This window comes from Burkholderia sp. AU33803 (genome assembly GCF_002223095.1).
GTDB lineage: Bacteria > Pseudomonadota > Gammaproteobacteria > Burkholderiales > Burkholderiaceae > Burkholderia.
The window spans coordinates 2,626,580-2,653,384 of sequence record NZ_NKFJ01000006.1 but is presented as its reverse complement, the minus strand read 5'-3'; the positions used below and the strand labels follow the sequence as shown (position 1 = coordinate 2,653,384).

Annotated in this window: 15 protein-coding genes; 6 read left to right on the top strand and 9 right to left on the bottom strand. The window is 64.7% G+C overall.

From position 1 onward, the window contains the following. The first annotated feature begins 1 nt into the window (after position 1). Positions 2-2,116 carry a phosphocholine-specific phospholipase C gene (locus CFB41_RS29235; protein ID WP_089441658.1) on the top strand — a complete coding sequence of 705 codons (2,115 nt, stop codon included), beginning with the start codon at positions 2-4 and terminating at the stop codon, positions 2,114-2,116. Between the two features lie 104 nt (positions 2,117-2,220). On the opposite strand, the gene CFB41_RS29230 is transcribed toward CFB41_RS29235, so the two are convergent. Next, positions 2,221-3,543, bottom strand: a complete 1,323-nt coding sequence (locus CFB41_RS29230; protein ID WP_089458856.1) for a galactosyl transferase GMA12/MNN10 domain protein — start codon at positions 3,541-3,543, stop codon at positions 2,221-2,223. A gap of 444 nt (positions 3,544-3,987) precedes the next feature. On the opposite strand from CFB41_RS29230, the gene CFB41_RS29225 reads away from it, so the two are divergent. The 3 genes from CFB41_RS29225 to CFB41_RS29215 all read left to right on the top strand — a co-directional run bounded on the left by CFB41_RS29225 (position 3,988) and on the right by CFB41_RS29215 (position 7,216). Continuing rightward, complete coding sequence (locus tag CFB41_RS29225; RefSeq protein WP_089458855.1) at positions 3,988-5,130, top strand: DUF2827 domain-containing protein; 1,143 nt, start codon at positions 3,988-3,990, stop codon at positions 5,128-5,130. Positions 5,131-5,903: 773 nt separating this feature from the next. Beyond that, on the top strand, positions 5,904-6,707 hold the full coding sequence (locus CFB41_RS29220) for an EAL domain-containing protein (RefSeq protein WP_089458854.1): 804 nt from the start codon (positions 5,904-5,906) through the stop codon (positions 6,705-6,707). A gap of 92 nt (positions 6,708-6,799) precedes the next feature. Beyond that, entirely contained in the window at positions 6,800-7,216 is a 417-nt protein-coding gene (locus CFB41_RS29215; RefSeq protein WP_089459033.1) for a hypothetical protein, read from the top strand. Positions 7,217-7,498: 282 nt separating this feature from the next. Here the strand turns inward: CFB41_RS29215 and CFB41_RS29210 are convergent, their stop codons facing one another. The 8 genes from CFB41_RS29210 to CFB41_RS29150 all read right to left on the bottom strand — a co-directional run bounded on the left by CFB41_RS29210 (position 7,499) and on the right by CFB41_RS29150 (position 24,308). Continuing rightward, positions 7,499-8,635: a DUF2827 family protein gene (locus CFB41_RS29210; RefSeq protein ID WP_089441661.1), complete on the bottom strand. Its 1,137-nt coding sequence runs from the start codon at positions 8,633-8,635 to the stop codon at positions 7,499-7,501. A 26-nt stretch (positions 8,636-8,661) separates the two neighbouring features. Then, positions 8,662-9,129: a DUF4019 domain-containing protein gene (locus CFB41_RS29205; protein WP_089458853.1), complete on the bottom strand. Its 468-nt coding sequence runs from the start codon at positions 9,127-9,129 to the stop codon at positions 8,662-8,664. A gap of 25 nt (positions 9,130-9,154) precedes the next feature. Further along, positions 9,155-10,309 carry a DUF2827 domain-containing protein gene (locus tag CFB41_RS29200; protein WP_089458852.1) on the bottom strand — a complete coding sequence of 385 codons (1,155 nt, stop codon included), beginning with the start codon at positions 10,307-10,309 and terminating at the stop codon, positions 9,155-9,157. Positions 10,310-10,323: 14 nt separating this feature from the next. Beyond that, complete coding sequence (locus tag CFB41_RS29195) at positions 10,324-11,469, bottom strand: DUF2827 domain-containing protein (protein ID WP_089458851.1); 1,146 nt, start codon at positions 11,467-11,469, stop codon at positions 10,324-10,326. A 402-nt stretch (positions 11,470-11,871) separates the two neighbouring features. Further along, entirely contained in the window at positions 11,872-12,540 is a 669-nt protein-coding gene (locus CFB41_RS29190; RefSeq protein WP_089458850.1) for an OmpA family protein, read from the bottom strand. Between the two features lie 124 nt (positions 12,541-12,664). Further along, entirely contained in the window at positions 12,665-21,100 is an 8,436-nt protein-coding gene (locus CFB41_RS37810) for a YadA-like family protein (RefSeq protein WP_144029972.1), read from the bottom strand. 1,062 nt (positions 21,101-22,162) lie between these two features. Next, positions 22,163-23,065, bottom strand: a complete 903-nt coding sequence (locus CFB41_RS29155) for an aminomethyltransferase (protein ID WP_089458848.1) — start codon at positions 23,063-23,065, stop codon at positions 22,163-22,165. A gap of 316 nt (positions 23,066-23,381) precedes the next feature. Beyond that, the gene (locus tag CFB41_RS29150) at positions 23,382-24,308 is read right to left on the bottom strand and encodes a LysR family transcriptional regulator (RefSeq protein ID WP_089441667.1); all 927 of its coding nucleotides are present in this window, start codon (positions 24,306-24,308) and stop codon (positions 23,382-23,384) included. Positions 24,309-24,613: 305 nt separating this feature from the next. On the opposite strand from CFB41_RS29150, the gene CFB41_RS29145 reads away from it, so the two are divergent. Together CFB41_RS29145 and CFB41_RS29140 are read left to right on the top strand one after the other, a co-directional pair. Further along, a complete protein-coding gene (locus CFB41_RS29145) occupies positions 24,614-25,528 on the top strand; it encodes a transporter (RefSeq protein WP_089458847.1) in 915 nt (304 codons plus the stop codon). 87 nt (positions 25,529-25,615) lie between these two features. Further along, positions 25,616-26,776, top strand: a complete 1,161-nt coding sequence (locus CFB41_RS29140) for a S9 family peptidase (RefSeq protein WP_089458846.1) — start codon at positions 25,616-25,618, stop codon at positions 26,774-26,776. The last annotated feature ends 29 nt before the right edge of the window (positions 26,777-26,805 follow it).

Genomic DNA, 26,805 nt, shown 5'->3' with positions numbered 1-26,805 from the left:
CATGGCCACCCATTCGCGACGCGACTTTCTGAAGTTCTCCGCCGGCCTCGCCGGCGCGACCGCCGCCACCGCACTGCTGCCGGAATCGATCCGCAAGGCGCTGGCGATCGAGCCGAATACCGTCACGGGCACGATCCAGGATGTCCAGCACATCGTCGTGTTCATGCAGGAGAACCGTTCGTTCGACCACTACCTCGGCCACCTGAGCGGCGTGCGCGGCTACAACGACCGCTTCCCGGTCACGCTGCCGAACGGCAAGCCGGTGTGGTTCCAGCCGCGCCAGGAGGACAAGACGAGCGTGATCGCGCCGTTCCGCTACGACACGACCAACCCGGGCGTGAACGCGCAGTGCATCGGCGGCCTGCCGCATACGTGGGCGACGACGCACGGCGCGATCGACAACGGTCGCGCGGATCAATGGGCGGTGCAGAAGTCGAACATGACGATGGGCTATCACGTTCGCGACGACATCCCGTTCCATTACGCGCTCGCGGATGCGTTCACGGTGTGCGACAACTACTTCTGCTCGATCCCCGGCAACACGCACCCGAACCGCATGTACCTGATGACGGGCATGGTCGACCCGCTCGGCACGGGCGGCGGCCCGCTGCTCGACAACACCGACTACATCGACAACCAGTTCGACAAGGTCCAGTTGCCGCCCTTCAGCTGGACGACCTACCCGGAGCGCCTCGAGAAAGCAGGCATCTCGTGGCAGATCTACCAGCAGGGCACCGGGTTCGACAACTTCACCGGCAACTACGGCACGAACATGCTCGCGTGCTTCAACAACTTCGTGAACGCGCCGGCCGGTTCGTCGCTGCAGACGCGCGGGATGAGCACGCGTCCGATCACGCAGCTGAAGGCCGACGTGCAGGCGAACGCGCTGCCGCAGGTGTCGTGGCTGCTGCCGCCCGCCGCGTATTCGGAGCATCCGAAGTTCACGCCGCTGTACGGCGCGTACTACCTGTCGACGATTCTCGATGCGCTGACGTCGAATCCGGATGTGTGGAGCAAGACCGTCCTGCTCGTCATGTACGACGAGAACGACGGCTTCTTCGATCACGTCGTGCCGCCGTCGGCGCCGACGCTGCCGGGCTCGGGCATGAGCACCGTGGACGTGTCGCTCGAGCGGCACAACGTCGTGACGTCGACGCAGACCGGCACGTACACCGCCGACAACCTGCCGTACGGCCTCGGCCCGCGCGTGCCGATGTTCGTGGTCTCGCCGTGGTCGAAGGGCGGCTTCGTCTGCTCGCAGGTGTTCGATCACACGTCGGTGCTGCAATTCATCGAGAAGCGCTTCGGCGTGATGGAAACGAATATCTCGCCGTGGCGGCGCGCGATCTGCGGCGACCTGACGTCGGCGCTCGATTTCTCGAAATCGGATGCCACGCTGCCGACCCTGCCGAGCACGCAGGCGTACGTCGCGCAGGCGGACCTGCAGTGCTCGCGCGCGTCGTCGCAGACCGCGCCGGCCAGCACCGCGCAGCAGGTCGTGACCGCGCAGGAGCCCGGCACGCGGCCGGCGCGCGCGCTGCCGTACGAGTTGCATGTGACCGGCCAGCTCCAGGCGCAAGGGTACGCGCTGACGTTCGCGAATACCGGCACGCAAGGCGCGCACTTCTGGGTCTATACGGGTGACGCGACCGCGATGCCGCGCCGCTATACGGTCGAAGCGGGCAAGCAGCTGACCGATACTTGGGCGCTCGACGCGAACGGCAACTACCTGGTGAGCGTGTGGGGGCCGAACGGTTATTTCCGGCGCTTCGCGGGTTCGGCCGCGGCGGATGCCGGCGCGAAGCCTGAAATCACGCCTTGCTACGACACGGCCAACGGCGACGTGTACGTGACGATCGCCAACGCGGGTACGGGCGCGCTCACGGTCACGGCCACCGATGTCGCATACGGTAGCGCCCCGCGCACGCTGACGGTGCCGGCGGGGCAGCGCATCGAGGCGCGCTGGGATCTGTCGTGCAGCAGCCACTGGTACGACCTGCAGTTCGCGGTGGCGGGGAATGCCGGGTGGACGCGACGCATTGCGGGGCACGTCGAAACCGGCAAGCCCAGCCTTACCGATCCGGCCGCCGTCGCGCCGACGATTACGGCGATCTGACCGCGGCCCGGGCGTGCCGGCGGCTCGCCGGCACGCGATGAGCGCCGTCGCTCGGGAAATGGATCGTCGTCATCCAGCGGGTTGTGCCGCTCCGAACATCGGTGTCAGCGCAGCACCCCGTCGTCGTGCGCCATCATCAGCGCGCGCATCGCGGACCACATCCCGTAGTAGTGGACGATGTAGCTGTCCGCGCGGCGAAACAGCCAGGGCGTGTTGAAGCTGACGAGATCGGCCACGCCTTCGCCGTGCAATTGCCCGTCGCGCTCCATCGCGCGAATGAAATGCAGCTGGTCGCCGTCGCTCGCATAGACGCTCGACCGGTCGTGCAGCGCGGCGATCGTCGTCATCATGTCGCGCAGCATCGCGTCGTTGCGCGCGGTGCGCCGGAACGCCATCACACCCGAGTTGAACGCCCACTGGCCGAGATCGTGCGCGAGCAGCCAGTCGCGCCCTTCGAGCAGCGGCGCCAGCGCTTTCTGCTGGTCCGCGATCAGCACGTCGGCATCGAGCCACACGACCCATTCGTGATGCTGCAGGTACGCATGCAGCAGCCACGGCTTGAACCAGTTGCCGGTCGCGTTCAGGCCGATCTCGGCCGGAATGTCGCGATGCACGTAGAGCGTGTAGCCGTGCGTCTCGCAGTAGCGCCGGAAATTCCGTTCGGCGACGCGCGCATAGCTGCCGATGTTCGGCGTGTAGAGCGTCATCAACGCAATCGGGCGGCCCGGATTGTAGGTGCTGCGCTCGGCGGCTTCGTCCGGCGTATGGGCGGCATCGTGATCGAACGAGAACATCGGCCGGCCGGCGGCACGGCATCGATTGACGTACGCGACGAGCGTGTCGCGGAAACGGGGCGTCGCGCCTTTCCGTTCGGGATCGTGCGGCGTGTCGTCGATGCTGATCGCGAACGTCGGTTCGCGGCTCCACATCGGATCGAGGTCGGGGCTGCTCGGCATGACCGGGTACAGCCCGTCGATCGGGGTCATGTAGTGATGCGTGTCGAGCGCCGCGAACAGCGCGGCCTCCGAGGTCAGCCGCGGTTCGCTGCCGAGCTTGCAGCGTTGCACCAGCTGCATCACGATCGCCCGCACGGCCGCCGTATTGCGCCAGATCTGCACGTCGACCTGCGGCAACGGGGGCGCGAACGCGTCGACGAGCAGCATGTCGCGGCCGCACATCAGGCGATCGAGCGCGACGGGCTCGATGATCGCCGCATCCTCGCTGAGCAGCAGCACGAGTTCGTCGGGCTGCGCGCCGCGCAGCACATGGAGCAGCGATTCGTAGCGATGGAGCGGCCGCAGCGGCAGCGCGTGCGGCATCGCGGAGGCGTCGACGATGGCGTGGCGATAGCCGTGCGCCTGCGCGTATTGCCGGTGATTCTCGAGGCTGGCGGGCGCGTCGTGACTGAAATGGCTGAGGACGATCATCGCGCGCTCCGAAGGCCGCGAAGCGGGCAACGGCGGGCGCCGGGCGCGGGGTATGTCGGCCCGGCAGCGCGGCCGGGCACGCGTTTCGGCGCGTGCCACCCCTGTTCGTGATGGATTGCCCGGAAGACTTGCACGGCGTCGCGTTCCATTCTGTCAGCCATTTTTCCGCAGCGGGGCTGCGAGGTCGTTTTCTGCCCGCGCCGGATGCCGGTACCGTCCGGTCATCCCCCGGGATCCCGGTCGCGCGGCGGGTCGCCGGAGTATCGCACAGCCGTCTCGCCGATTGGCATGCGCCGGCCGCGCGCTGACCATCCCTGACAGTATGCGGCCGGCGCTCGGCTAGAATGCCGGCTTGCCGCCGGCGAGCGCCGCTTGACGCGGGCGGCGCATCGCGCGCTACACTGCGACCATTCCATCCCCATCCAACCTTCCATCCTGCCGACGATGACGTCTCCTGTCCTGAACGGCCTGCGCATCGGTATCACGATCGGACTGCGTGCCCCCGACGAAAGCCTGTGGATCAACGGCATCAAGCAGAACGCGCTGTTTCTCGCGAAGCTGCTGATGGCGTCGCCGCACGGCTACCGCGTGACGCTGGTCAACACCACCGATGTGCCGCTCACCGATGCGCTGCCGTGGGATCGCCACGTATTCGACACGCGCACGTTCGACGACATGAAGGATTCGCTCGACGTGGTGATCGAGCTCGGCGGCCAGGTCAACGCGGAGCAGACGGCCTACCTGAAGGCGCGCGGCGCGAAGCTCGTCAGCTACTGCTGCGGCGTCGAGTACATCAACGTGATGGAGTCGATGCTGTTCGGCCGCCGGCTATGGGATTCGCTGTTCATCAACCGCGGCTACGACGAGGTGTGGGCGATTCCGCAGATCGCGCCCTCGTCGCTGCCGTTCCTGCAGTCGCTGCGCCGCTGCCCGGGGCGCGTCGTGCCGTTCGTGTGGGATCCGATGTTCCTGAGTGCGCGCGCCGCGCCGCTGCCCGAGCACGGTGAATACCGGCCGCGCAGCGAGCCCGGCAAGCGGCTGACGGTGATGGAACCGAACCACGACGTGGTGAAGTTCTGCGTGTATCCGATGCTGATCATCGACGAAGCGTATCGGCGAGACCCCGATGCGATCTGCTTCGCGCACGTGACGAATGCCCTCCATCTCGCACACGACAGCCCCGAGTTCGTGATGCTGATGAACTACCTCGACATCGTGCGCGCGGGCAAGGCGAGCTTCGTCGGGCGCTTCGATACGCCGCTGTTCCTGGCCGACCTGACCGATATCGTCGTGTCGCACCAATGGTCGAACCCGCTCAACTATTTCTATTTCGACGTGTGCTGGCAGGGCTATCCGCTCGTGCACAACGCGAGCCTTGCGCCCGATCTCGGCTACTACTATCCGGACAACGACGTGCAGCAGGGCGCCGACGCGCTGCTGCGCGCGCTGCATACGCACGATGACGACTGGGAAGCGTACACGCGGCGCCAGCGCGAGATCCTCGGCCGCTATACGTCGGCCAATCCGGCACTCGTCGCCGAATACGACGCGCTGCTCGCGAACCTGATCGGCGCATCGGCCGCATAAGGCCGATGTTTCGCGCGACGCACACCGTCGCGCCGAATTCCGCCATCGGGATAGTCCCGCCCTAATGTCTGACGAAATCGTGCCGTTAAAAAAGAAACCGCCGAACCCGATCGGTTCGACGGTTTTGAAGGCACGAATTTGACGGCTCCGAGGGAAGTCCGTCGGAAATCATTTTAGAGGTTAACAAGTATTTAAAATTGTTAAAAATGGTTCAATCGATAATCGTCATATGAATTAAATTGATATTATCGATTCAAGGGTGTCCGATTCCCGTTGAAAATTCAATAATTCGTTTGAAACAATAAAATTGAGTGCTGCGATGATCGAATGACGTGCGGCAGCCGATTTTCGACGTCGGTGCCGGCCTCAGCGGCGGGCCAGACAGCGGGCGAGACACGATGCTTCACGGGTTGGTATTTATCTGATCAATTCAGGATTTCCTGATTTCGAGATCCGTAAATTGTGGGGATCTGAATCAGATCGGGTTGTTTAGGTGGGGGCAATAAACAGTATCCGAATCGGGTTCCGTAATTTGCGTTAGTGTGACCTGTCGCACATTCGATATCGTGCGCGCATGGTGTATTTCCAGTAATTGAATATCGTTGAAAAATATCGAATTTTGACGGCGCGCCGAAGCGAACAGTACGCTCCCGGAAAAGATCGACATAACAGGATGGGCCGGGTAGGCGGCGGAGCGCGTCATGGTCGGCTTGCTCCGCATGTTTCTTGAGGTCGAGCCGCGATCGGCGGCTCGCCATTTGCCGGAGCGCCGGATGAATGCGGTCGAAGCTCGCCTGGAGGCGAATCGGGAAGCGAATCGTGACGAAATCGATCTCGTGTTCGGCGCCCCCGACGATCATCCCGACCTTGCGTCGGTACGCAGTTTCGTGGAAAGCCGGCTCGGGTTCGCGCAAGAGCCCGTGTGCCGGGCCGACCTGTCGGGTGGTGTGTTGTACCAGGAATGCCTGGCGCGATTGCGGTGGGGCGAGCGCGATGCGCTGCCGCCGCTCGCGTTCCTGCCGCGCCTCGAGGCGCTCGGGCTGATGCGGTGGTTCGACCGGCTCGTGGTCGGCCGGACGATCGACGCGCTGCGTGCCGATCCGGCTGCCGTCTACGGCTGCAATGTGGCGGCGGCGAGCGCGGTGGTCGACGACGCGTGGCTGGCCCTCTTCAGGCGGCTCGAGCGCGAGCCGTCGGTCGCGGCGCGGCTGGTGGTCGAGATCACGGAGACGGGGCCGCTGAATCCCGTCGCGGGGCGATCGTTCGTGAACCGCTTCCGGCAGGCCGGGTGCCGCATCGCGATCGACGATTTCGGGGTCGGTTTCAGCGCATTGAACAACCTGGTGGTCGGCAATCCCGACATCGTGAAGCTCGACCGGTCGATCCTGTCGATGATCAAGCGCAACGCGATCGGGCGTTACCAGCTCCGCCGGCTGATCGCGTTCGCGCATGAAGGGGCGCGACACGTGGTCGTCGAAGGCGTGGAGAGCGAGGTCGACCGGCAGATCATCCTGGATGCCGGCGTCGCGTGGGCGCAGGGCATCCGTTTTTCGTGGCGGCCGCCGGCCGCCGCGTGACGGCGCGGGAACAGGCGAGGTGGCGTGCGCGATGCACGCCGATGTCGGGCGTGATCGGCGCGTGGCCGGGACGAATCGCAAAGGGGCTGAGCATGGCAGGGACGAAGGCCGGAGGCGGAACGGGCACGCAGGCGGCCGGTGCGCGCGACCTCGTCGCGATCACCGAGCTGGCCGACATGCTGTGGCAACTCGGCGCCGAATCGACCGAGGTGCCGATCGACGTCGCGCCGTATCTCGACGGCCTGAAAGCCATTGCGCGCCGCATCCAGCGGATGACGCTGCTCGACGCCGGCGGCCGCGAGCTGGCGGCGCGGCACTATTACGCGGCCGTCATCGCGGGCGCGTGCGGCGACGATTCGGCCATCGCGCGTGGCGTGTCCGACAGCCTCGTCAAGTCATCCGGCGGCGCCAGCCGGCCGGTGGCGCATTGCTTCGCGGTGCTCGCGCGGATGGGGCGGCGGCATGGCCGTATGTTCGCCGCGCAGTGCGGCGATCGGGTGCTGGTCTAGCGCCTGTTCACGCAAGTCGCGGGCGCTGCGCAGCGCGAGACGCTCGGCCCGCATCGACATCATCCGCGCGCCGCGGCCCCGATCCGTATCCTGTCGATCAATCCACCGAGCGCATGCAACAGCGTGCGCTGCGGCTCGAACGCATACACGCGGCAGCCGCATTGATCAGCGCTTCGGCCTGAAACGCGCAGTGCCGGTTGATGACGAACGGGCCGTGGATCTAATCGGTCACGACGAAATTGCGGACGGTCTGATCCGGGAGCGGGAGCTGTGCGAAGGAGGTCAGCCGAGCGCGCGGCCGTCGAACAGCTGCCGGATCTGCGCGGAATACGCGTGGACGTTGTGCTCGGCGAGCGTGTCGACCTGGTGCAGGCAGCGGCGGGCCGCGGCCGCATAGTCGTCGAGCCGCGCGTCGTGCGTCTGCGCGGCGGTCGCGATCGCACGCGCCGCATCGAAGATCTCGAAGTCCGGGTAGTAGTAGCCGACGTCGCGCAGGAATGGCGAGTTGTGCACGAGCGGGTAGTTGCCGTACAGCGCGTCGTACAGCAGGTAGTTGAGGCCGTTTTCCCAGTGATGGGACACGACGATGTCGGTGTGATGCGCGGCCCAGGCGACGAACGGCGCGCGCACGTCGGCGGTCGCCTTGCCGTCGCGCACCATCTCGAGCCCGAGCGCGAGATGCTTGAAGGCGACGTTTTCCTTCTTGTCGAACGTGTTGGTCATGAACACGTGCTCGACGAGCTCCGGATGATCGACGTAGCACGCATTCGCGGCGAGCATCGGCACGATCGAGCTCTTCACGACGTTCAGGTTCGGTTCGAAGAACGCGATGCGCTTCGCGGTGCCGTGGTTGCGATAGCCGAAACGCGCCTTCAGTTCAGGATCGGCGTCGAGGCTGCGTTCGATGAAATACGGCGACCAGATGTGCGGCAGCTCGATCACCGGCGCGCGATAGACGGCCTGGAAATACGCCGCGCACGTGTGCATGTGCTGCGGGTTGGTCCAGATCTCGTCGAACTGCACGCGGTTCGGGTTCGGCCGCCACTGATTCTTCTCGAAGTTGATCGTCTCGACCGCGATCACGTAGTCGTTGCCGAAGCGGTACGACACGCATTTGCCGCCGCGCCGGCGTACCGCATCCGTGTGGGTCTGATCGATGAACGCATTCATTTCGATCAGCAGGTCGGTCTGGTGGACGACGGCCGACAGCGGCCGCAGCGCGTCGCCGAACGCGTCCATCATCAGCGCTTGCGGATAGTCGGTGATGCCGTCGTCGTGCGCGAGCCAGACCTCGCCGATCAGCGGCGACTGTTTCAGCAGCATGTACAGGAACACGCAGTGCTGATTCGCGCCGTTGTACCAGATCGACTGCGTCGCGTCGCGCTGCACGTTCATCGTTATCGCGACATTGAGTTTCATCGGATCGGCTCCGTGGGGCGCGCGGGTTATTGCGCGAAATTCTGCGACTGACGCGGCACGTAGCCCGTCAGGTGCCAGCGGCCGTCATCTTCGAGGCGGAAGCTCAGCTTCTCGTAGACCGTCGCGCCGCTCGTCAGCGTGGTCGTGAAGTCGACGTTCGCGTACAGCCCGTCGGGCGTCGTCGCCGCATTCGTGTAGCGGATGCGCGTGACCTGCGCCCAGCCGCGACGGCTGACCGTGCCGACCGACTGGCGTGCATGCTGCATGTCGGCCGCGAACTGGTCCTGCTTGATGCGCGCCTTCACGAACGGGGCCGCGTCGGTCCATACCGCGCCGTACTGGCCGGCATCGAGCTGCTTGAACACCGCATCCGAGTCGCGGAGCAGCGCGTCGGCCGATTCGCCGGCGGATTGCGCGTGCGCGCCGATCGCGATCGAAGCGACGGCGCAGCCGATCAGCCATTTGGCGCGGGTGAGGGGCGTGCGTGCATTCATGTCGGCGTCCGGGAAGGGCGGCGCGTCACGCGTCGCGATAGAGGGTGGCGATCGCGTCCGTATAGGCGGCGACGTTCTCGGGGTTGTAGATGCTGACGGAACTGAGCACGTGCCGCGACTGCTCGCGGTACGCCTCGAGGTTCGCGTCGTGCTCGGCGAACGCCTTCAGCAGCGCGCGGCCGCCGGCCTGGCAGTCGAAGTCCGGATAGAAATACCCGGCCTTGCCGAGGAACGGCGAGTTGTGGATCAGCGGGTAGTCGCCGTACAGCAGCTCGTAGTACAGGTAGTTCTGCGCGTTTTCCCACGTGTGCGACACCACCGCATCGCCGTAGGCAGCCATGAACTCGTACACCGCGTAGCGGCTTTCGAACGTCGTGATCCCGTGGTTCACGATGTCGAGGCTCTTCGCGAAGTGGACGAACGTCGCATGTTCCTTCAGGTGCAGCGTGTTGCACACGCGCACGAACTCGAGGAAATCCGGTTTCGCGCGATACGCTTCCTCGGCCACCAGCATCGGAATGACGCTCGTCTTCACCATGCAGATGTTCGGCTCGAACATCGTCACGCGCCAGCGCGGCTTGCCGGGCTCATAGCCGAACGACAGCCCGGCGCCGAGCGTCGCGCGCGCCTTGTCGAACAGCATCGGATGCCAGATGTGCGGGACGATCGTGACGGGCGCGCGCAGGCCCGTCTGGTAATAGTGCAGGCACGTGCGCTCGAATTCGGGGATCGTCCATACGGCGTCGTACGGCGCGCCCGAGAACAGGAAACCCGACGGCTTGTCGAACATCGCGCGTTCGATGTCGATCACGTAGTCGTTGCCGACCCGCATCGTGACGACCTTGCCGCCGCGCTCGCGGAACGCGCGCAGGTAGTCGGCGCCGAACTGCGCGCTCATTTCGATCAGGACGTCGCAGCGCTGCAGCGCTTCGTCCATCGACAGCAGCGGCACGTCCCATTCGCCGAGCATCATCTGCGGATCGGCGACCTGTTCGCCGCCGTTCACCATCACGGCGTCCGCGACGAGCGGCGACTGGCGCAGCAGCAGGATCAGCAGCAGGCAGTTCTGGAAGATGCCGTTTTCCCACAGCGACTGGCCGGCGCCGCGCACGAACAGCGACACGCCGACGACGAGACGCTTGCCCTCGCCGGGCGCTTGACGGGCATTGGAGTCCGACATGCGTATGCTCCGGTTCAGGCGACCAGACGCGAGACGAACGCGTCGAGGTTCGCGGGGTTGTCGATCGAGACCGACTGCAGCAGCCGGCCGGCCTTCGCGCGGTAGTCGTCGAGGCGTTCGTCGTGATGCAGCCACGCCTCGAGCAGCGCCCGGCCGCCCGCGGCGGAATCGAAGTCCGGGTAGTAGTAGCCGGCATCGCCGATCAGCGTCGAGTTGTGGATCAGCGGGTAGCCGCCGTACAGCACGTCGTAATACAGGTAGTTTTGCCCGTTTTCCCAGTGGTGCGACACGACCGCGTCCGCATGGCGCGCCATGAAGCCCGGCAGGTCGAGGCGCGGCTCGAAGGTCGCCTTGTGCTGGCGCACGAGGTCGAGGCTGTTCGCGAAGTGCACGAAGGTCGGATGCTCCTTCATGTGCAACGAGTTCACGACGAACATGTGCTGGACCGCGTCCGGTCGCGCACGGTAAAACTCGTCGCATGCGAGCATCGGGTAATGGCAGGACTTGGCGACCGAGATGTTTGGTTCGAGCATCGCCAGGTGCCACGGGCGGCGGCCCGGCCGGTAGCCGAACGTCGCGCCTTCCGTGGCGAGCGCGGCGACGCGGCGATCGAGGAAGTACGGCGACCAGATGTGCGGCATCAGGTGGACCGGCGCGCGCAGGATGGTCTGCAGCATCGGCGCGGCCGTCTTGTCGTATTGCGGCAGCAGCCACACTTCGTCGAACGGCGCGCCGTTGAATATGTGCCCCGACGGTTTGCCGAAGATCGGGGTTTCGCACAGGCCGGCATATACGTGCCCGCAGAAGAACGCGGCGATTTTCTTGCCGAGCGCCTTCATGTGCCTGAGCCATTCCACCGGCAACTGCGCGCCCATTTCGATCACCACGTCGAGTTCGTGCGTGACGTCGGCGGGTTTCACGAGCGGGATGTCGAGGCCGTCGAGTTCGAGGCCGGCCGGCAGCGCGCTGGCGTCGCCGCCGTTCAGGAAGTAGACGGGGCCGACGCGATCCGAGCGCTTGAGCATCATCGCGAGGAACGCGATGTTCTGGTGGATGCCGTTTTCCCAGATCGCCTGGCCGTCGCGCGCAAACAGCGAGATGCCGACCGCCGGCCGTTGCTTGCGGGTGCCGCCCGAGGCGGCTTCATTGATGTCCGTCACCGGTTGGTTTCCTCTGCGGCGTCGTGCGTCCAGGCATTGCGTCGAGCGTCTGGCCTGGAAGCGGCGCGCCGTGGATTGTCATGGTTGCTTGTGCGCCGGTGCGCCGCGGCGGGCGAATCGGGCGACCTGGTTCGCGAGGGCGGCAGCCGGTTTCCGGCGTGTCGTCGGGCACGCCTGGCACGGCGTGCGAGTCGGGCAGGCTGCCCCGGCGACTGTCTGCGGCGATTGTGGCACGGAAACCACCGGTTTTGGCGGGACGTGACGAACTTTGACATAGCCGCCGGCCAACGGAAACGGGCGCCGGCGAAGCGGCGCCCGGGCGGTCCGGCGGCGGTCGGGTGCGCGCCCGGCGCGGCGCGGGCGGCCGGCCGGATCGGGATGCCGCGCGCGGCGGCGGCCCGCTCAGTGCTGCAGGCGGATTTCGACGCGGCGGTTGCTGGCGCGGCCCTCCGGCGTCGCGTTCGACGCGACCGGATCGGCCTTGCCGCGACCCGTGACCGTCAGCGCGTCGGTCTTCAGGCCGTGCGCCTTCAGGTACGCTGCGACCGATTCGGCGCGGCGCTTCGACAGCGCGAGGTTGTAGTCGTCGCTGCCCACCGAATCCGTAAAGCCGGTGACGCTCACCTGCGAGTACGTGTGGTCGGCGCGCTCGCTCAGCAACCGGTCGAGCGATTCGCGCGCGGTCGGGGCGAGCGTCGCGTGGTCGGTCGCGAACAGCGCGTCGCCCGACAGGTTCACCTGTTCGACGACGGCAGCCGCCGGCGCGGCGGCCGGGGCCGAAGCCGCTTCGGCCGGCGCCGCGCCGCACTGGAACACGAGCGTCGCGGGATCGGAGTTGTCGCGCAGCGCGCGGGCCGAATCGACGGCGCGCACCGGCTCTTCGCCGCAAATCTTGCGGGCAGCCTTCATGCAGGTCTGCGGGCCCGACAGCAGGCCGTGGCAGTCCACCTGGAAGGTCCGCACGCCGTCGCGCGGCTGCAGTTCGGAAGCGCTGAAGGTCGGGCCGGATGCGGTCGAGCACGCGGCGAGGGCCGTTGCGGAAAGTGCGAGCGCAAGAGCGAGTTTGTTCACGGTTACATCCTCAATGCTTGGGTTGACTGAAGCCCGCCACGGGTGGCGCGGCGGGCTCGTCCGGCCGTCGGGGCCGCCGCGGGCCGTCCGGCTGGCGAGCCGGGCGGCCTGGCGGCGCGACGCGTTACTTCCACTGGTACAGCATGCCGGCGCCGATCACCTTCTGACCGCCGCTGAAGCCGCCGTTGATCGACGCCTTCAGGTTCTCCGTGATGCGAGCCTGCATGTTGACCGCCATCGCCTTCTGGCCGAGGAAGGTCGACGTACCCACGCCCATCCCGAAGTTGGCATCGCGATCGAGCTGCGGGATCGATGCCATCGCGCCGACGGCCGCGATACCCTGCTTCGCCATCTGGTCGGTCTGCTGCAGTTGCGAACCCAGCGAGTTGATCTGCGCCTGCTGGCCCGACAGTGCCGTCGACAGCGTCGTCTGCACTTGCGTCAGCTGGTTCACGTTCACCGCGTCGGTGCCTTGCGTACCCGGCGCGACGTTCGTGATCTGACGCTGCTGCTGGTCGCTGCCGACCGACACCACGTTCGAGCGGCCGCCGTCGTTGGAGCCCGCGCCGATCGCGACCGAGTTCGAGCCGGCGGTGACGACCGGAAGGTCGTTGCCCTTGCCGTTCAGGTCGGCGGCGACACCGTTGTTGTTGTTGGAACGAATCGTGTTGTTGTTGATCGTCGTCGACAGCGAGTTCAACGTGTTGTTGATGTTGGTCACGCCGGTCGACAGCGAGGCCACGTTGCTGTTCGTCGTGCTCAGGCCGGTGGACAGCGAACCGATGCCCGTCGAGGTCGACGTCGACAGCGAGTTGACGTTGCTGTTCGTCGCGCTCAGGCCCGTCGACAGCGAGTTGATCGCGGTCGAGGTCGACGTGGACAGCGAGGCCACGTTGCTGTTCGTCGCGCTCAGGCCGGTGGACAGCGAGTTGATGCCCGTCGACAGCGACGCGACGTTCGACGCGGTCGACGTCGACAGCGTGTTGATCGCGTTGTTCGTCGCGTTGAGCTGGCTGCCGTTGATCGCGTCCGTGCTGCTGGCCGAGATCCGGCCCGCGGCGACGTTCGTGATCTGGCGTTCCTGGCCCGGTGCGCCGACGCTCACCACGCCGACCGGCGAGCCGCCTGCGAACGGGTACGTGACGCCGCCGATCGTGGCGCTCGACGTCGGGTTCGCGGCGCTCGTGACCGAGTTCGCGCCGAGTGCGATCGAGTTGGCGACGTTGGCCTGTGCGTTCGTGCCGAAGGCGAGTGCGTCGGCGGCGGTTGCCTGCGCTGCCGAGCCGTACGCTTGCGCGCCGGTGGCGCTTGCCGTGGCCTGGTTGCCCAGCGCGATCGTGTTGTCCGCGGTGGCCTGGTTCGAGCTGCCGAGTGCAAGTGCGCTCGCGCCGTTGGCCGTGTTCGCGTTGCCGAGCGCCACTGCGCCGTTGCCGGTCGCCGTGTCGTTCGCGCCCATCGCCACCGCGCCGGTACCCGTTGCGATGCTCGGGTCGCCGATCGCGACCGCGCCGTCGCCGGTTGCCGTGTTGCCGGAGCCGATCGACACGGCCTTGCCGCCCGTTGCCGATGCGTTCTGGCCGATGGCGACCGCGCCCGCCGTCTGCGCGTTCGAGCCGTCGCCGACCGCGACGCTGCTGGCGCCTGCCGCGCTGGCGTTCACGCCGGCTGCCAGGGCGTTGGTGCCCGTTGCGCCCGTGTTCTCGTAGTTGCCTTGCGTCGTGCCGTTGTCGTTGACGCTGTAGTAGTGCGTCTTCGCGGCGTTGATCGCGGTCGAGGTCGAGGTCGACAGCGACGTCACCGAGCTGTTCGTGCTGCTCAGGCCGGTGGACAGCGAGCCGATGCCCGTCGACGTCGACGTGGACAGCGACAGGATCGTGCTGTTCGTGCTGCTCAGGCCGGTGGACAGCGAGTTGATGCCGGTCGAGGTCGACGTGGACAGCGACGTGATCGAGCTGTTGGCCGACGACAGGCCGGTCGAGGTCGAGGTCGACAGCGAGGCGATCGAGCTGTTGGCCGACGAGAGGCCCGTCGAGGTCGAGGTCGACAACGAGGTCACCGAACTATTCGTCGAGCTGAGGCCCGTGGACAACGAACCGATCGAGCTGGTGGCCGACGAGAGGCCGGTCGACGTGGAAGTCGACAGCGAGGTGATCGAGCTGTTGGCCGACGACAGACCCGTCGAGGTCGAAGTCGACAGCGATGTCACCGAACTATTCGTCGAGCTGAGGCCGGTGGACAGCGAACCGATCGAGCTGGTGGCCGACGAGAGGCCGGTCGAGGTTGAGGTCGACAGCGAAGTGATCGAGCTGTTGGCCGACGACAGACCCGTCGAGGTCGAAGTCGACAGCGACGTCACCGAGCTATTCGTCGAGCTGAGGCCGGTGGACAGCGAACCGATCGAGCTGTTGGCCGACGACAGGCCCGTCGAAGTCGAGGTCGACAGCGACGCAACCGAACTATCCGTCGAGCTGAGACCGGTGGACAGCGAACCGATCGAGCTGTTTGCCGACGACAGGCCCGTCGAGGTCGAGGTCGAGAGCGACGTCACCGAACTATTCGTCGAGCTGAGGCCAGTGGACAGCGAACCGATCGAGCTGTTGGCCGACGACAGGCCCGTCGAAGTCGAGGTCGAGAGCGAGGTCACCGAACTATTCGTCGAGCTGAGGCCAGTGGACAGCGAACCGATCGAGCTGTTAGCCGACGACAGGCCCGTCGAGGTCGAGGTCGACAGCGACGCAACCGAACTATCCGTCGAGCTGAGACCGGTGGACAGCGAACCGATCGAGCTGTTAGCCGACGACAGACCCGTCGAGGTCGAAGTCGACAACGAGGTCACCGAACTATTCGTCGAGCTGAGGCCGGTGGACAGCGAGCCGATTGAGCTGTTTGCCGACGACAGACCCGTCGAGGTCGAGGTCGAGAGCGAGGTCACCGAGCTATTCGTCGAGCTGAGGCCGGTGGACAGCGAACCGATCGAGCTGTTAGCCGACGACAGACCCGTCGAGGTCGAAGTCGACAGCGACGCAACCGAACTATCCGTCGAGCTGAGGCCGGTGGACAGCGAACCGATCGAGCTGTTTGCCGACGAGAGACCGGTCGAGGTCGAGGTCGACAGCGAGGTCACCGAACTATTCGTCGAGCTGAGGCCGGTGGACAGCGAACCGATGGAACTGTTAGCCGACGACAGACCCGTCGATGTGGAGGTGGACAGCGAAGTGATCGAGCTGTTAGCCGACGAGAGGCCGGTCGACGTGGAAGTCGACAGCGAGGTGACCGAGCTATTGGTCGACGAGAGGCCGGTCGAGAGCGAGCCGATCGAGCTATTGGCCGACGACAGGCCGGTCGAGGTCGAAGTCGAGAGCGACGTGATCGAGCTGTTAGCCGAGGACAGGCCGGTCGACGTCGAGGTCGACAGCGACGTGATCGAGCTATTGGCCGACGAGAGACCCGTCGACGTGGAGGTCGACAGCGACGTGATCGAGCTGTTGGCAGACGACAGGCCGGTCGAGGTCGAGGTCGAGAGCGAGGTGATCGAGCTGTTAGCCGAGGACAGGCCGGTCGACGTCGAGGTCGACAGCGACGTGATCGAGCTGTTGGCCGACGACAGGCCGGTCGACGTGGAGGTCGACAGCGAGGTGATCGAGCTGTTAGCCGAGGACAGGCCGGTCGACGTGGAGGTCGACAGCGAGGTGACCGAGCTATTGGTCGACGACAGGCCGGTCGAGAGCGAGCCGATCGAGCTGTTGGCCGACGAGAGGCCGGTCGAGGTCGAGGTCGACAGCGACGTGATCGAGCTATTGGCCGACGACAGACCGGTCGAAGTCGAGGTCGACAGCGATGTCACCGAACTATTCGTCGAGCTGAGGCCCGTGGACAGTGAACCGATCGAACTGTTGGCCGACGACAGGCCGGTCGAGGTCGACGTGGACAGCGACGTGATCGAGCTGTTGGCCGAGGACAGACCCGTCGAGGTCGAAGTCGACAGCGAGGTGATCGAGCTGTTAGCCGACGAGAGGCCGGTCGAGGTCGAGGTCGAGAGCGACGTGATCGAGCTGTTGGCCGACGAGAGACCCGTCGACGTGGAGGTCGACAACGACGTGATCGAGCTGTTGGCCGACGACAGGCCAGTCGAGGTCGACGTCGAGAGTGAGGTGATCGAGCTGTTAGCCGAGGACAGGCCGGTCGACGTCGAGGTCGACAGCGAGGTGACCGCGCTATTGGTCGACGAAAGGCCGGTCGAGAGCGAGCCGATCGAGCTGTTGGCCGAGGACAGGCCGGTCGAGGTCGAAGTCGACAGCGACGTGATCGAGCTGTTGGCCGAGGACAGGCCGGTCGAGGTCGAAGTCGACAGCGAGGTGATCGAGCTATTAGCCGACGAGAGGCCGGTCGAGGTCGAGGTCGACAGCGACGTGATCGAGCTGTTAGCCGACGAGAGGCCGGTCGAGGTCGAGGTCGAGAGCGAGGTGATCGAGCTATTAGCCGAGGACAGGCCGGTCGAGGTCGACGTGGACAGCGACGTGATCGAGCTGTTGGCCGACGAGAGGCCGGTCGAAGTCGAGGTCGAAAGCGACGTGATCGAGCTGTTCGCCGACGAGAGGCCGGTCGAAGTCGAGGTCGAAAGCGACGTGATCGAGCTGTTAGCCGAGGACAAGCCGGTCGAGGTCGACGTTGAGAGCGACGTGATCGAGCTATTAGCCGACGAGAGGCCGGTCGAGGTCGAGGTCGAGAGCGACGTGATCGAGCTGTTGGCCGACGAGAGACCCGTCGACGTGGAGGTCGACAACGACGTGATCGAGCTGTTGGCCGACGACAGGCCGGTCGAGGTCGAGGTGGACAGCGACGTGATCGAGCTATTGGCCGACGAGAGGCCGGTCGAGGTCGAGGTGGACAGCGACGTGATCGAGCTGTTGGCCGACGACAAGCCGGTCGAGGTCGAAGTCGACAGCGACGTGATCGAGCTATTGGCCGACGACAGACCGGTCGAGGTCGAGGTCGATAGCGACGTCACCGAACTATTCGTCGAGCTGAGGCCCGTGGACAGTGAACCGATCGAACTGTTGGCCGACGAGAGGCCGGTCGACGTGGAAGTCGAGAGCGACGTGATCGAGCTATTGGCCGACGACAGGCCAGTCGACAGCGACGAGATTGCGCTGCTGGACGACGACACCGTCGTCGACAGCGAATTCACGGCCGCATTGGTTGCAAAGAGCTGCGAGCCGTTGATTGCGTCGGTACTGGCCTGGGTGATCTCGCCGGCCGCAACGTTCGTGACCTGGCGCTGGTTGGTCGAGCTGCCAACACTGACCACGCTCGTCGGATTGCCGCCCGCGAACGTGCTGGTTACGCCGCCGACGGTACCGGTAGGCGTCGGGTTGGCCGGGGCGGTGGAGGAGCCGCTTCCCAGCGCGACGCTGCCGACGTTGCTCGCGACGGCATTCGGGCCGATCGCGACCGCGTTGCTTGCGCTCGCGTTCGCAGCATTGCCGACGGCGACGCCGCTTGCACCGCCTGCGTTTGCAGCATTGCCGACGGCGACACTGCTGGCGCCCGCGGCCGTGGCGGCTACACCGGCGGCGAGCGAGTTGATGCCCGTTGCGCCCTTGTTGTCGTAGTTGGCTTGCTGCACACCGCCGTCGTTGACGCTGTAGTAGTGCGTCTTAGCGTCATTGATCGCGGTCGAGGTCGAGGTGGACAGCGAGGTAATCGAGCTGGTGGCCGACGACAGACCGGTCGACGTGGACGTGGACAGCGAGTTGATGCCCGTCGACGTGGACGTGGACAGTGAAGTAATCGAGCTATTGGCTGACGACAGACCCGTCGACGTGGAAGTCGACAGCGAGGTCACCGAACTATTTGTCGAGCTGAGGCCCGTGGACAGCGAACCGATCGAGCTGTTGGCCGACGAGAGACCCGTCGACGTGGAGGTGGACAGCGACGTGATCGAGCTGTTAGCCGACGAAAGACCGGTCGAGGTCGAGGTGGACAGCGAAGTAATCGAGCTGTTGGCCGAGGACAGACCCGTCGAAGTCGAGCTCGACAGCGACGTCACCGAGCTATTCGTCGAGCTGAGGCCGGTGGACAGCGAACCGATCGAGCTGTTAGCCGACGACAGGCCGGTCGAAGTCGAAGTCGACAGCGACGTCACCGAGCTATTCGTCGAGCTGAGGCCGGTGGACAGCGAACCGATCGAGCTGTTGGCCGACGAGAGACCGGTCGAAGTCGAAGTCGACAGCGACGTCACCGAGCTATTCGTCGAGCTGAGGCCGGTGGACAGCGAACCGATCGAGCTGTTGGCCGACGAGAGACCGGTCGAGGTCGAGCTCGACAGCGACGTCACCGAGCTATTGGTCGAGCTGAGGCCGGTGGACAGCGAACCGATGGAGCTGTTGGCCGACGACAGACCGGTCGACGTGGAGGTCGACAGCGACGTCACCGAGCTATTCGTCGAGCTGAGGCCCGTGGACAGCGAACCGATCGAGCTGTTTGCCGACGACAGGCCAGTCGACGTGGATGTCGACAGCGAGGTGATCGAGCTGTTCGCCGACGAGAGACCGGTCGAGGTCGAGCTCGACAGCGACGTCACCGAGCTTTTCGTCGAGCTGAGGCCCGTGGACAGCGAGCCGATCGAGCTGTTAGCCGACGACAGGCCCGTCGATGTGGAGGTCGACAGCGAAGTCACGGAGCTATTGACCGAGCTGATGCCGGTGGACAGCGAGTTGATGCCGGTCGAGGTCGACGTGGACAACGACGTGATCGAGCTATTGGCCGACGACAGGCCGGTCGACGTGGAGGTCGACAGCGAAGTGACCGAGCTGTTGACCGAACTGATGCCGGTGGACAGCGAGTTGATGCCGGTCGAGGTCGACGTGGACAACGACGAGATCGCGCTGTTAGCCGACGACAGGCCGGTCGAGGCGGAAGTGGACAGCGAAGCGATCCCAGTGGAAAGACTGGTGTTGCTCGTGCTGAGCTGCGCAACCGTTACGGCGTCGGTCAGGGCGGAGCCGTCCGCGACGTTCGTGATGCGCCGGTTGGTCGCAGCTGTGCCGCCACCCACCGAAACTTCGGAGGTCGGCGCTGCCTGGTTCGTAATGTAGCCGGTGGTGGTCGGTGCTGCCGAGCCCGTCACGCTGCCCTTGCCGATCGCGACCGCGTCGGTGTACTGCGCGGTCGATTGGTAGCCGATCGCCACAGAGTGACTGCCGGTTGCCGAGGAGAGCGTGCTCAGCGCAACACTCCGGTCGCCTGATGCGTTCGCGCCGGCGCCGATTGCCAGCGCCTGCTGATTTGAAGCGTTCGCGGTATCACCGAGCGCCACGGAGGATTGCCCCGTCGCTTTGGTGTTGTTCCCGACGGCGACAGCTTGCTGCCCAGCGAGGCCATTTGTACCAATTGCGACTGACGCAACTGCCGTGCCGCTCGCGCCTCTGCCGATTGCCGTCGAATCCTGGGCGGCGCTTGCGGAGACGCCGATCGCCGTCGCGCCCAGCGCGGTTGCGCTGGAGCTGTCGCCGAGGGCGACAGTTCCTTGACCGATTGCCGTGGAATTGTTGCCAAGGCTGACCGCACCCTGACCGATTGCACTGTTGGTATTGCCGATGGCAACGGCCCCGTTCGCGGCCGTGGTGCCGCCCGCGCTGCCGGCTGCCGTATTGTTGGCACCCATCGTCACGGCACCCGTGCCGTTCGAAATGTTCGGATCGCCGATTGCGACTGCACCGTTGCCGTTTGCCGTTTGGCCGCGGCCGATCGCCACGGCTCCGCCGGCGGTCGTGCCGCTGTTCGCCGTCGTTCCCGACGAACCGATTGCCACGTTCTGGCCCGTTGCGCCGGAGGTGACACCGTCGCCTTGAGCGATGCCGTACGCGCCATTGACGGTCGCGCCACGGCCGACTGCGATCCCTGACGTGGCGCTCGATGCGACGGACGACTGCCCGCCGATGGCGATGCCATCCGACGCTGCCGACTGTGCGCCCTTCGTCGCGTTGCTGCCGATTGCAATCGAACCCGCTCCCGATGCGAGGGTCGAGTTTGCCTGAGACAGCGGCGTCGAGCCATTGCCGCCCGCGCCGCCGATCGCGACCGAGTTCAGTGCGCTCGCCGTCGAGCCGAAGCCGAGGGCTGTTGCGCCGGTGCCGCTGGCGGTGGTTTCGAGGCCGGCGGCGACGCCCCACAGGCCCGCCGACGACTGCATGCCGGTGGCAACCGCGCCGTTGCCGTTTGCCTGTGCGAATGAGCCATATACCGTGACACCGGTCCAGCCGTTGCCGTTGGCGTTACAGCCGGCCACGACCGAATACGTGCCGGAACCGTCGCTGGCCTGGTTTTGAGTGCCGCCCGGATTGACGCGGCCGACTGCGCCGCTGCTACCTGTCAGACACGAGCTACTTGTGGTGATTGTGTTTGCCTGGGCCAGCCCGGGAAGGCCGATCGCCAGTACAGCTGCTGCGATGACGGCAACAGCCGACTTGTTCGGCTTGCCCCGTGCCGAGTCGTGTTCCGATGCAGCGACCCACGCGCCAAGGGCTTCGTTCCAGATCGAGCGGTATGTGCGGTTCATGTCCTGCTACCTCCAAATATGCACGCCACACACCGGTCTCTTTTGTTAGAGGAATGCTCCGTGCGCTCGCGCGAATCTCAAAATTGATGGGCGGAGTTTATTGGAGGTGGATTTTTCAGATTGATAAAAAGTGATAAATAGAGTGTTTGGAAAGTTAAAGGATGGTTAATAGATCGGTTTTTGATGCATTGAGTCAGAATGTATTTGTAAGATGTAAGAATGTTTAGCGCAGGGTTTGAAACTTCCTGGTGCCTCTTGGTTTATCCGATAAAAATCAATGACTTACTGTAGTTTTGTGCGTTGGATTACACAGTGAAGATGATCAACTGTAAGACAAATGAAATAGCAAACGTTTGCGGAATGGGTGATACTTTCATCCATGTAATATTTGTGGGGGTGTCGGTTGATAATATGATTACTATCTTGTTAATCTGTTAATTTGGAATTTATGATTCAATTTATTATTGATTTGGCGGATTATCTTTAAATCAAATTAATTTCAAATGGAGAGCGTCTGGTTGTGCTGATTTGCGCATCTGGTTCGCTGCGATGGCCCGCGAGACGGGCGTTTCGGGCCGGTCGGCCCGTCGAATTTGTAAAAAAGTGCTACAGGGCGGTGAACCGAATTGTCACCATTCATCTTTCGAACTTGTCCTATTGACTATTTCGGCGGTTGTGACGATCGGATGGGATTCGGCGACGGGGCGAATCCGTCTGGCAAGCGTGACCTGCGTCGAAGGTGCGCGCGGCGGCGACAGGTTGTTAAAGAGGCTGTCCGGCAGCGGTAGCGACGTCCCCGGATTGTTAAATCCCGGGTGTGACAATTTGTCCGCGCGTGCCGAAGCACCGAAGAAAAAAGGGCGGGAGTGAATGTGTCAGGCGCGCCACGTCCGGCAGGTCGATGCAGGTCTGCGAGGTTCCACGCCGCATACGATGGGGCGGCCTTGAGTGGGTGGCGGGCAGTAGCCTCAGTGAGGCGGCTCGCCATGGAAGTGCAACGACCGCGTAGCGAAGTTCGAATGCGCAACCCGGGCAACCGGACGGCTGCCCGGTGCGGCAACCCTACTTCTTGAGAAACCGCAGCGCAAACCGCGCCATGCGCGGCACGAACGTCGGGCGCAGCAGGCGCTTGTCGTAGCCGGCCATCCGCCGGTCGTTCTCGGCGAGACACAGTTCGATCAGCTCGCGCGGATTCAGTGCATCGCCGATATCGGCGGTGCCGGTTGCCGGGAAGTTCGCGTCACGTGCGACGCCGTCGGAATCGATGCCGCGCGCGATGCCGATGCGCTCCCGGATCAAATGCACCCACACGGCCGCGACCCGCGCGAAGAACCACGGCCGGCGCCACCACGGGAGCGAGCGCCAGTACCACGCGTACCAGTTCACGAAGAACAGGATGTGGCGGCCTTCTTCCTGGATCACTGGCTCGAAGGTGTCGACGAGCTCGGGCGGGAAATAGCCGGAGCGCTGGGCGGAACGGAACAGGCCGAACGCGAAGAAGCTGTCGATGCATTCGCTGAAACCCGTGACGATCCACCACCACTCGGGATCTTTCGGCGCGGGGTAGGCCGGCTCGGGCGCGAGCCGGATGCCGTATGCCTCGACGAGCTTCGACAGCACGACCTTGTGCCGCGCTTCCTCGCCGCCGTCCATCTCGAGTGCGCGGCGCAGCAGCGGATCGCCGATCGTCGCGGCGTAGGTGGCCACGCGGATCGATGCGCGGCCTTCGGTCTGCACCGCGATGTCCCAGATCGGCAGCGACGTGAGCCGCTTGAGCTCGGCGGGTGTGAGGGCCGGCCAGTCGATCACGGCCGGCTTGTACGGATTGTGTGTGTCGAGCAGCATGCGGCAGAACATCTGCAGGTGCGCATCGGAACCGATCCGGACCGGACCTTGCCTCTCGAAGGTCCAGTTGCGCATTGCGTGATCTGCGGCTGCATGCTCTTCCTGTAGCGTGTCACTCATGGCTGTTGTTATGCGATTACGGGCCGAAAGATTCTTGCATAGCTTCCGTAAACGCGTATTTTCGAGCGGCCATCGGCACGCCGGTGTCGTTTGTCGCTAAGGCAGCGCGGATCGGCATCCAAGGCGAGCGAGAGGGCTCCCATGCGGTAGTGGTTGTTGTGCCCGACCTCTCGGTGCACGCAGCCAGCATCAATTCCGGACACCAACCGCTGTCGAGCGTGAACAAGGGCGGTTGCAGGCATCTGCGCCGCGTCGATACGCGGCCAACCACGGGGATCCATTCGCGCTCGCCGAAGCCAGGCCGGCATGAGCCGGCTCAGCGAGCGTCATGGCGCCCTTCGTCCATCTTCGCGACAGCCTCTTTCAGCAGCCCGCGCAACCAGGTGAGCCCGGGGTCCGAGGTCCGGTGCTTGTGCCATTGCATCGCCTGCTCCATCGTCGGGACCGGCACCGGTACCTCGCGCAGCACGATAGGCAGGCTGCGCGCGGCTTCTTCGGCGAGCCGCCGGTGCATGGTGGCGATCCGGTTCGTGCCGGCCAGCAGGTGCGCCGGCGACACGAAGCTGTACGTGCTCGCCTCGACCCGCCTCACAACGCCGAGCCGCTGCATGAACCAGTCTTCGATCGCCGCCTGTGCGTCGCCGACCTGCACGACGACGTGCCCGGCCGCCATGTAGCGCTCGTTCGTCATCTCGCCTTTCGCGAGGGGGCTGTCGCTCCACATCACACAGCAGTAGGTTTCCTCGAGCAATACCTCGGCCGGATGCTCGGTCGAGCAATACTCCTTGGGGATGATCAGAAGATCCGCTTCACCGCGTTCCAGCAAGCGGTGGGGATACGCGATTTGCGGGCGCAGCTCGAAGCGGATGCCGGGTGCTGCCTTGTAAGCGAGTGCGAACAGGTGCGGCATGAGCGTCGTCATCGTGTAGTCCGAAACGAACAGGCGGAACAGCCGGTTCGCGTGCGCCGGCACGAATTCGGGTTGAGCCGACACCGTCGCGTCGACGCGCACAAGGATGTCGCGCACGGCGTCTTTGAGCGCATCGGCGCGCGGCGTCGGCTCCATCTTGCGACCGACCTGCACGAGTAGTTCATCGTTGAAGTATTCGCGCAACCGCGAAAGCGCGTTGCTCATCGCCGACTGGCTCAGGTGGATCTTCTCGGCCGCCCGGCTGATGTTCTGTTCGCTCAGGAGCGCATCGAGCGCCACGAGCAAGTTGAGGTCGAGCTTGTTGAACCGCATGCGCGCTGTCTCCGTTCTCCTCTTCGCTACCGCGTGACCGTGCCGTATGCGATATCAGGGTTTCACCTGAAAGTATTGATGCCGTCGATAGCGGCAATGGATCGAATCCATTTTTAGCATACATCAGCCTGTCCTAACCTAGCCACATCTCGACGCGACGGCAGCCCACGCATCGTATCGGGAGACCAGCGTCAGGTCATTTTCGGGTCGAACGTACCGCTGTACCTCGGCCGTCTGCACCGCGCTTTCCACTATTAAAAGAGATGCCAGGCGGCGCAAACGCGCCTCCCGGAAGAGGAGACAGCATGTCCACGAAACTGATCGCAGCCGTTGTCGGTTGCGCTGTGTTGGCGACGGGTTCGATGAAAGACGCACAGGCATTCGAAGGCGGCGTTTCACCGTATCCGGCCGGCGCGGTGGGGACGAACATCGCCAACCTGCCGCCGATCCCCGGCCTGTTCGCACTGGAGCAGTTCAACTACAGCTTTGCGAACGGCCTCTATGGCAACGACGGCAAGAAACTGCCGATTCCGTTCCATACGTCGGTGTTTTCGGAAACCACGCGTCTGCTGGCGGCGTATCCGTTCCATCTGCTCGGCGCAAACGTCTATACGCAACTGGTCATTCCCGTTGTGTCATTGCACAGCACCGTGTTCGGGCAGTCGAGCACGCAGAACGGCCTCTCCAACATCACGCTGACGCCCGTGTTGCTGCAATGGAATCTCGCGCCGAACCTGGCGATTGCGTCGGGCATCGACGTTGCATTCGAGACGGGGTCCTATAGCCCGGTCAAGTCGAGTGTCGCGGTGGGCTACACCTCGGTGCAGCCGGTGATCTCGATTCGCTACAACGTTCCCAACGGAATCGACGTCGCGCTCGCAAATCGCTTCCTGCTCAATCTGAAGAACGGCACGACGGACTACAGCTCGGGTGACGGTTACGTCGCCGAGTTCAACGCCGGCTGGAACTTCGGCCCGTGGAAACTCGGCGTGGTCGGCGCGTACCTGAACCAGTTCAGCGACGACAAGGCCGGCGGCGTGAGCGTGGGCAATCGCATGCGGACCTTCGGTATCGGCCCGTCGATCGTGTACGACGCGAGAAGCTGGAACGTCAACCTCAATTATCAGCAAGGCATCTATGCCGCGAACACGGCCAAGAGCAGCAGTGTGTGGCTGAACATCGCCATCCCGTTGTGGGCCGGCTTCGGGCACAAGGGCTGAGCATCGTGTCGCGCGCCGGACTGCGCGCGAGAACCGGTCATCGGCGCCGTCATCGAGCAACACGCAATTTCAATCAAGGCAATCAGCATGTTCCGATACTTTCCTACCAACTACGTCTGGAATCTGTCCGTCAATCTCGCCATCGAAATGGGCGCGCGCATCGGTGAAATCGAGGACATGTGCGGGCCGCTCCAGGAAGCGGCCAGGCAACCGGACGCCGACGGCACGCGTGCGTTTCGCGAAGCATGGGTCGAGAAGGCCGATCGCCTTTGCGATCTCGCGCAGGACGACGAGGCCCGGGGGCGGCGGTTGTCGGCGGGCGAGAAGTACAAGCGTGCCGCGATCTATCTGATCACGGCCGAGCGCATGCTCGCGCACGATGCCCCGGGGCGTATCGAGCTTTACCAACGCTCGCTCGATACGTTCGACGACGGCATCGCACGCTCCGGCGACAACTGCGAGCGCGTCGCCATTCCGTACGGCGACACGCATCTATCCGGACTCCTTGTGAAAGCGAAGAACGCCGACGCGCGCAGTCCGCTGCTCGTGCAGGTCAACGGGCTGGATTCGACCAAGGAAATGAAGTACTTCGTGGGCTTGCCGGCCTGGCTGGCCGCGCGCGGCGTGTCGTCGTTGATTGTCGACCAGCCCGGTACCGGCGAAGCGTTGCGGCTGCACGGCCTGAATGCGGTATACAACTCGGAAGTCTGGGCGAGCAGGATCGTCGACTGGCTCGAAGGCCGGGACGACGTCGATCCGAAGCGGATCGGCATGGAGGGCGTGTCGCTCGGCGGCTACTACTGCCCACGCGCAGTCGCGTTCGAGCCGCGTTTCGCCTGCGGTGTGGTGTGGGGCGCCAACCACGACTGGCGCGACGTCCAGAAAAAACGCCTGCAGCGCGAAGGCAACTTCCCGGTGCCGCACTACTGGAGGCACGTCTGCTGGGTCTGGGGCGCGAAGGATATCGACGACTTCATGCGCATCGCCGAAAACGTGCATCTCGACGGTGTGCTCGATCGTATCAAGGTGCCGTTCCTCGTCACGCATGGTTCGCAGGATTCGCAGATCCCGGTCGCCTGGGCTCACCGCACTTACGAGCAACTCGTGAACAGCCCCAAGCGCGAGCTCAAGATCTTCACCGAGCGCGAAGGCGGCGTCCAGCATTCGAGCTTCGACAACTCGATCAACGCGGGGCACTTCATCGCCGACTGGATCGCCGAAACGCTCGGCGGACGCACCTCGCTCTGACTCATTCACCCATCTCAAGCACGCACATC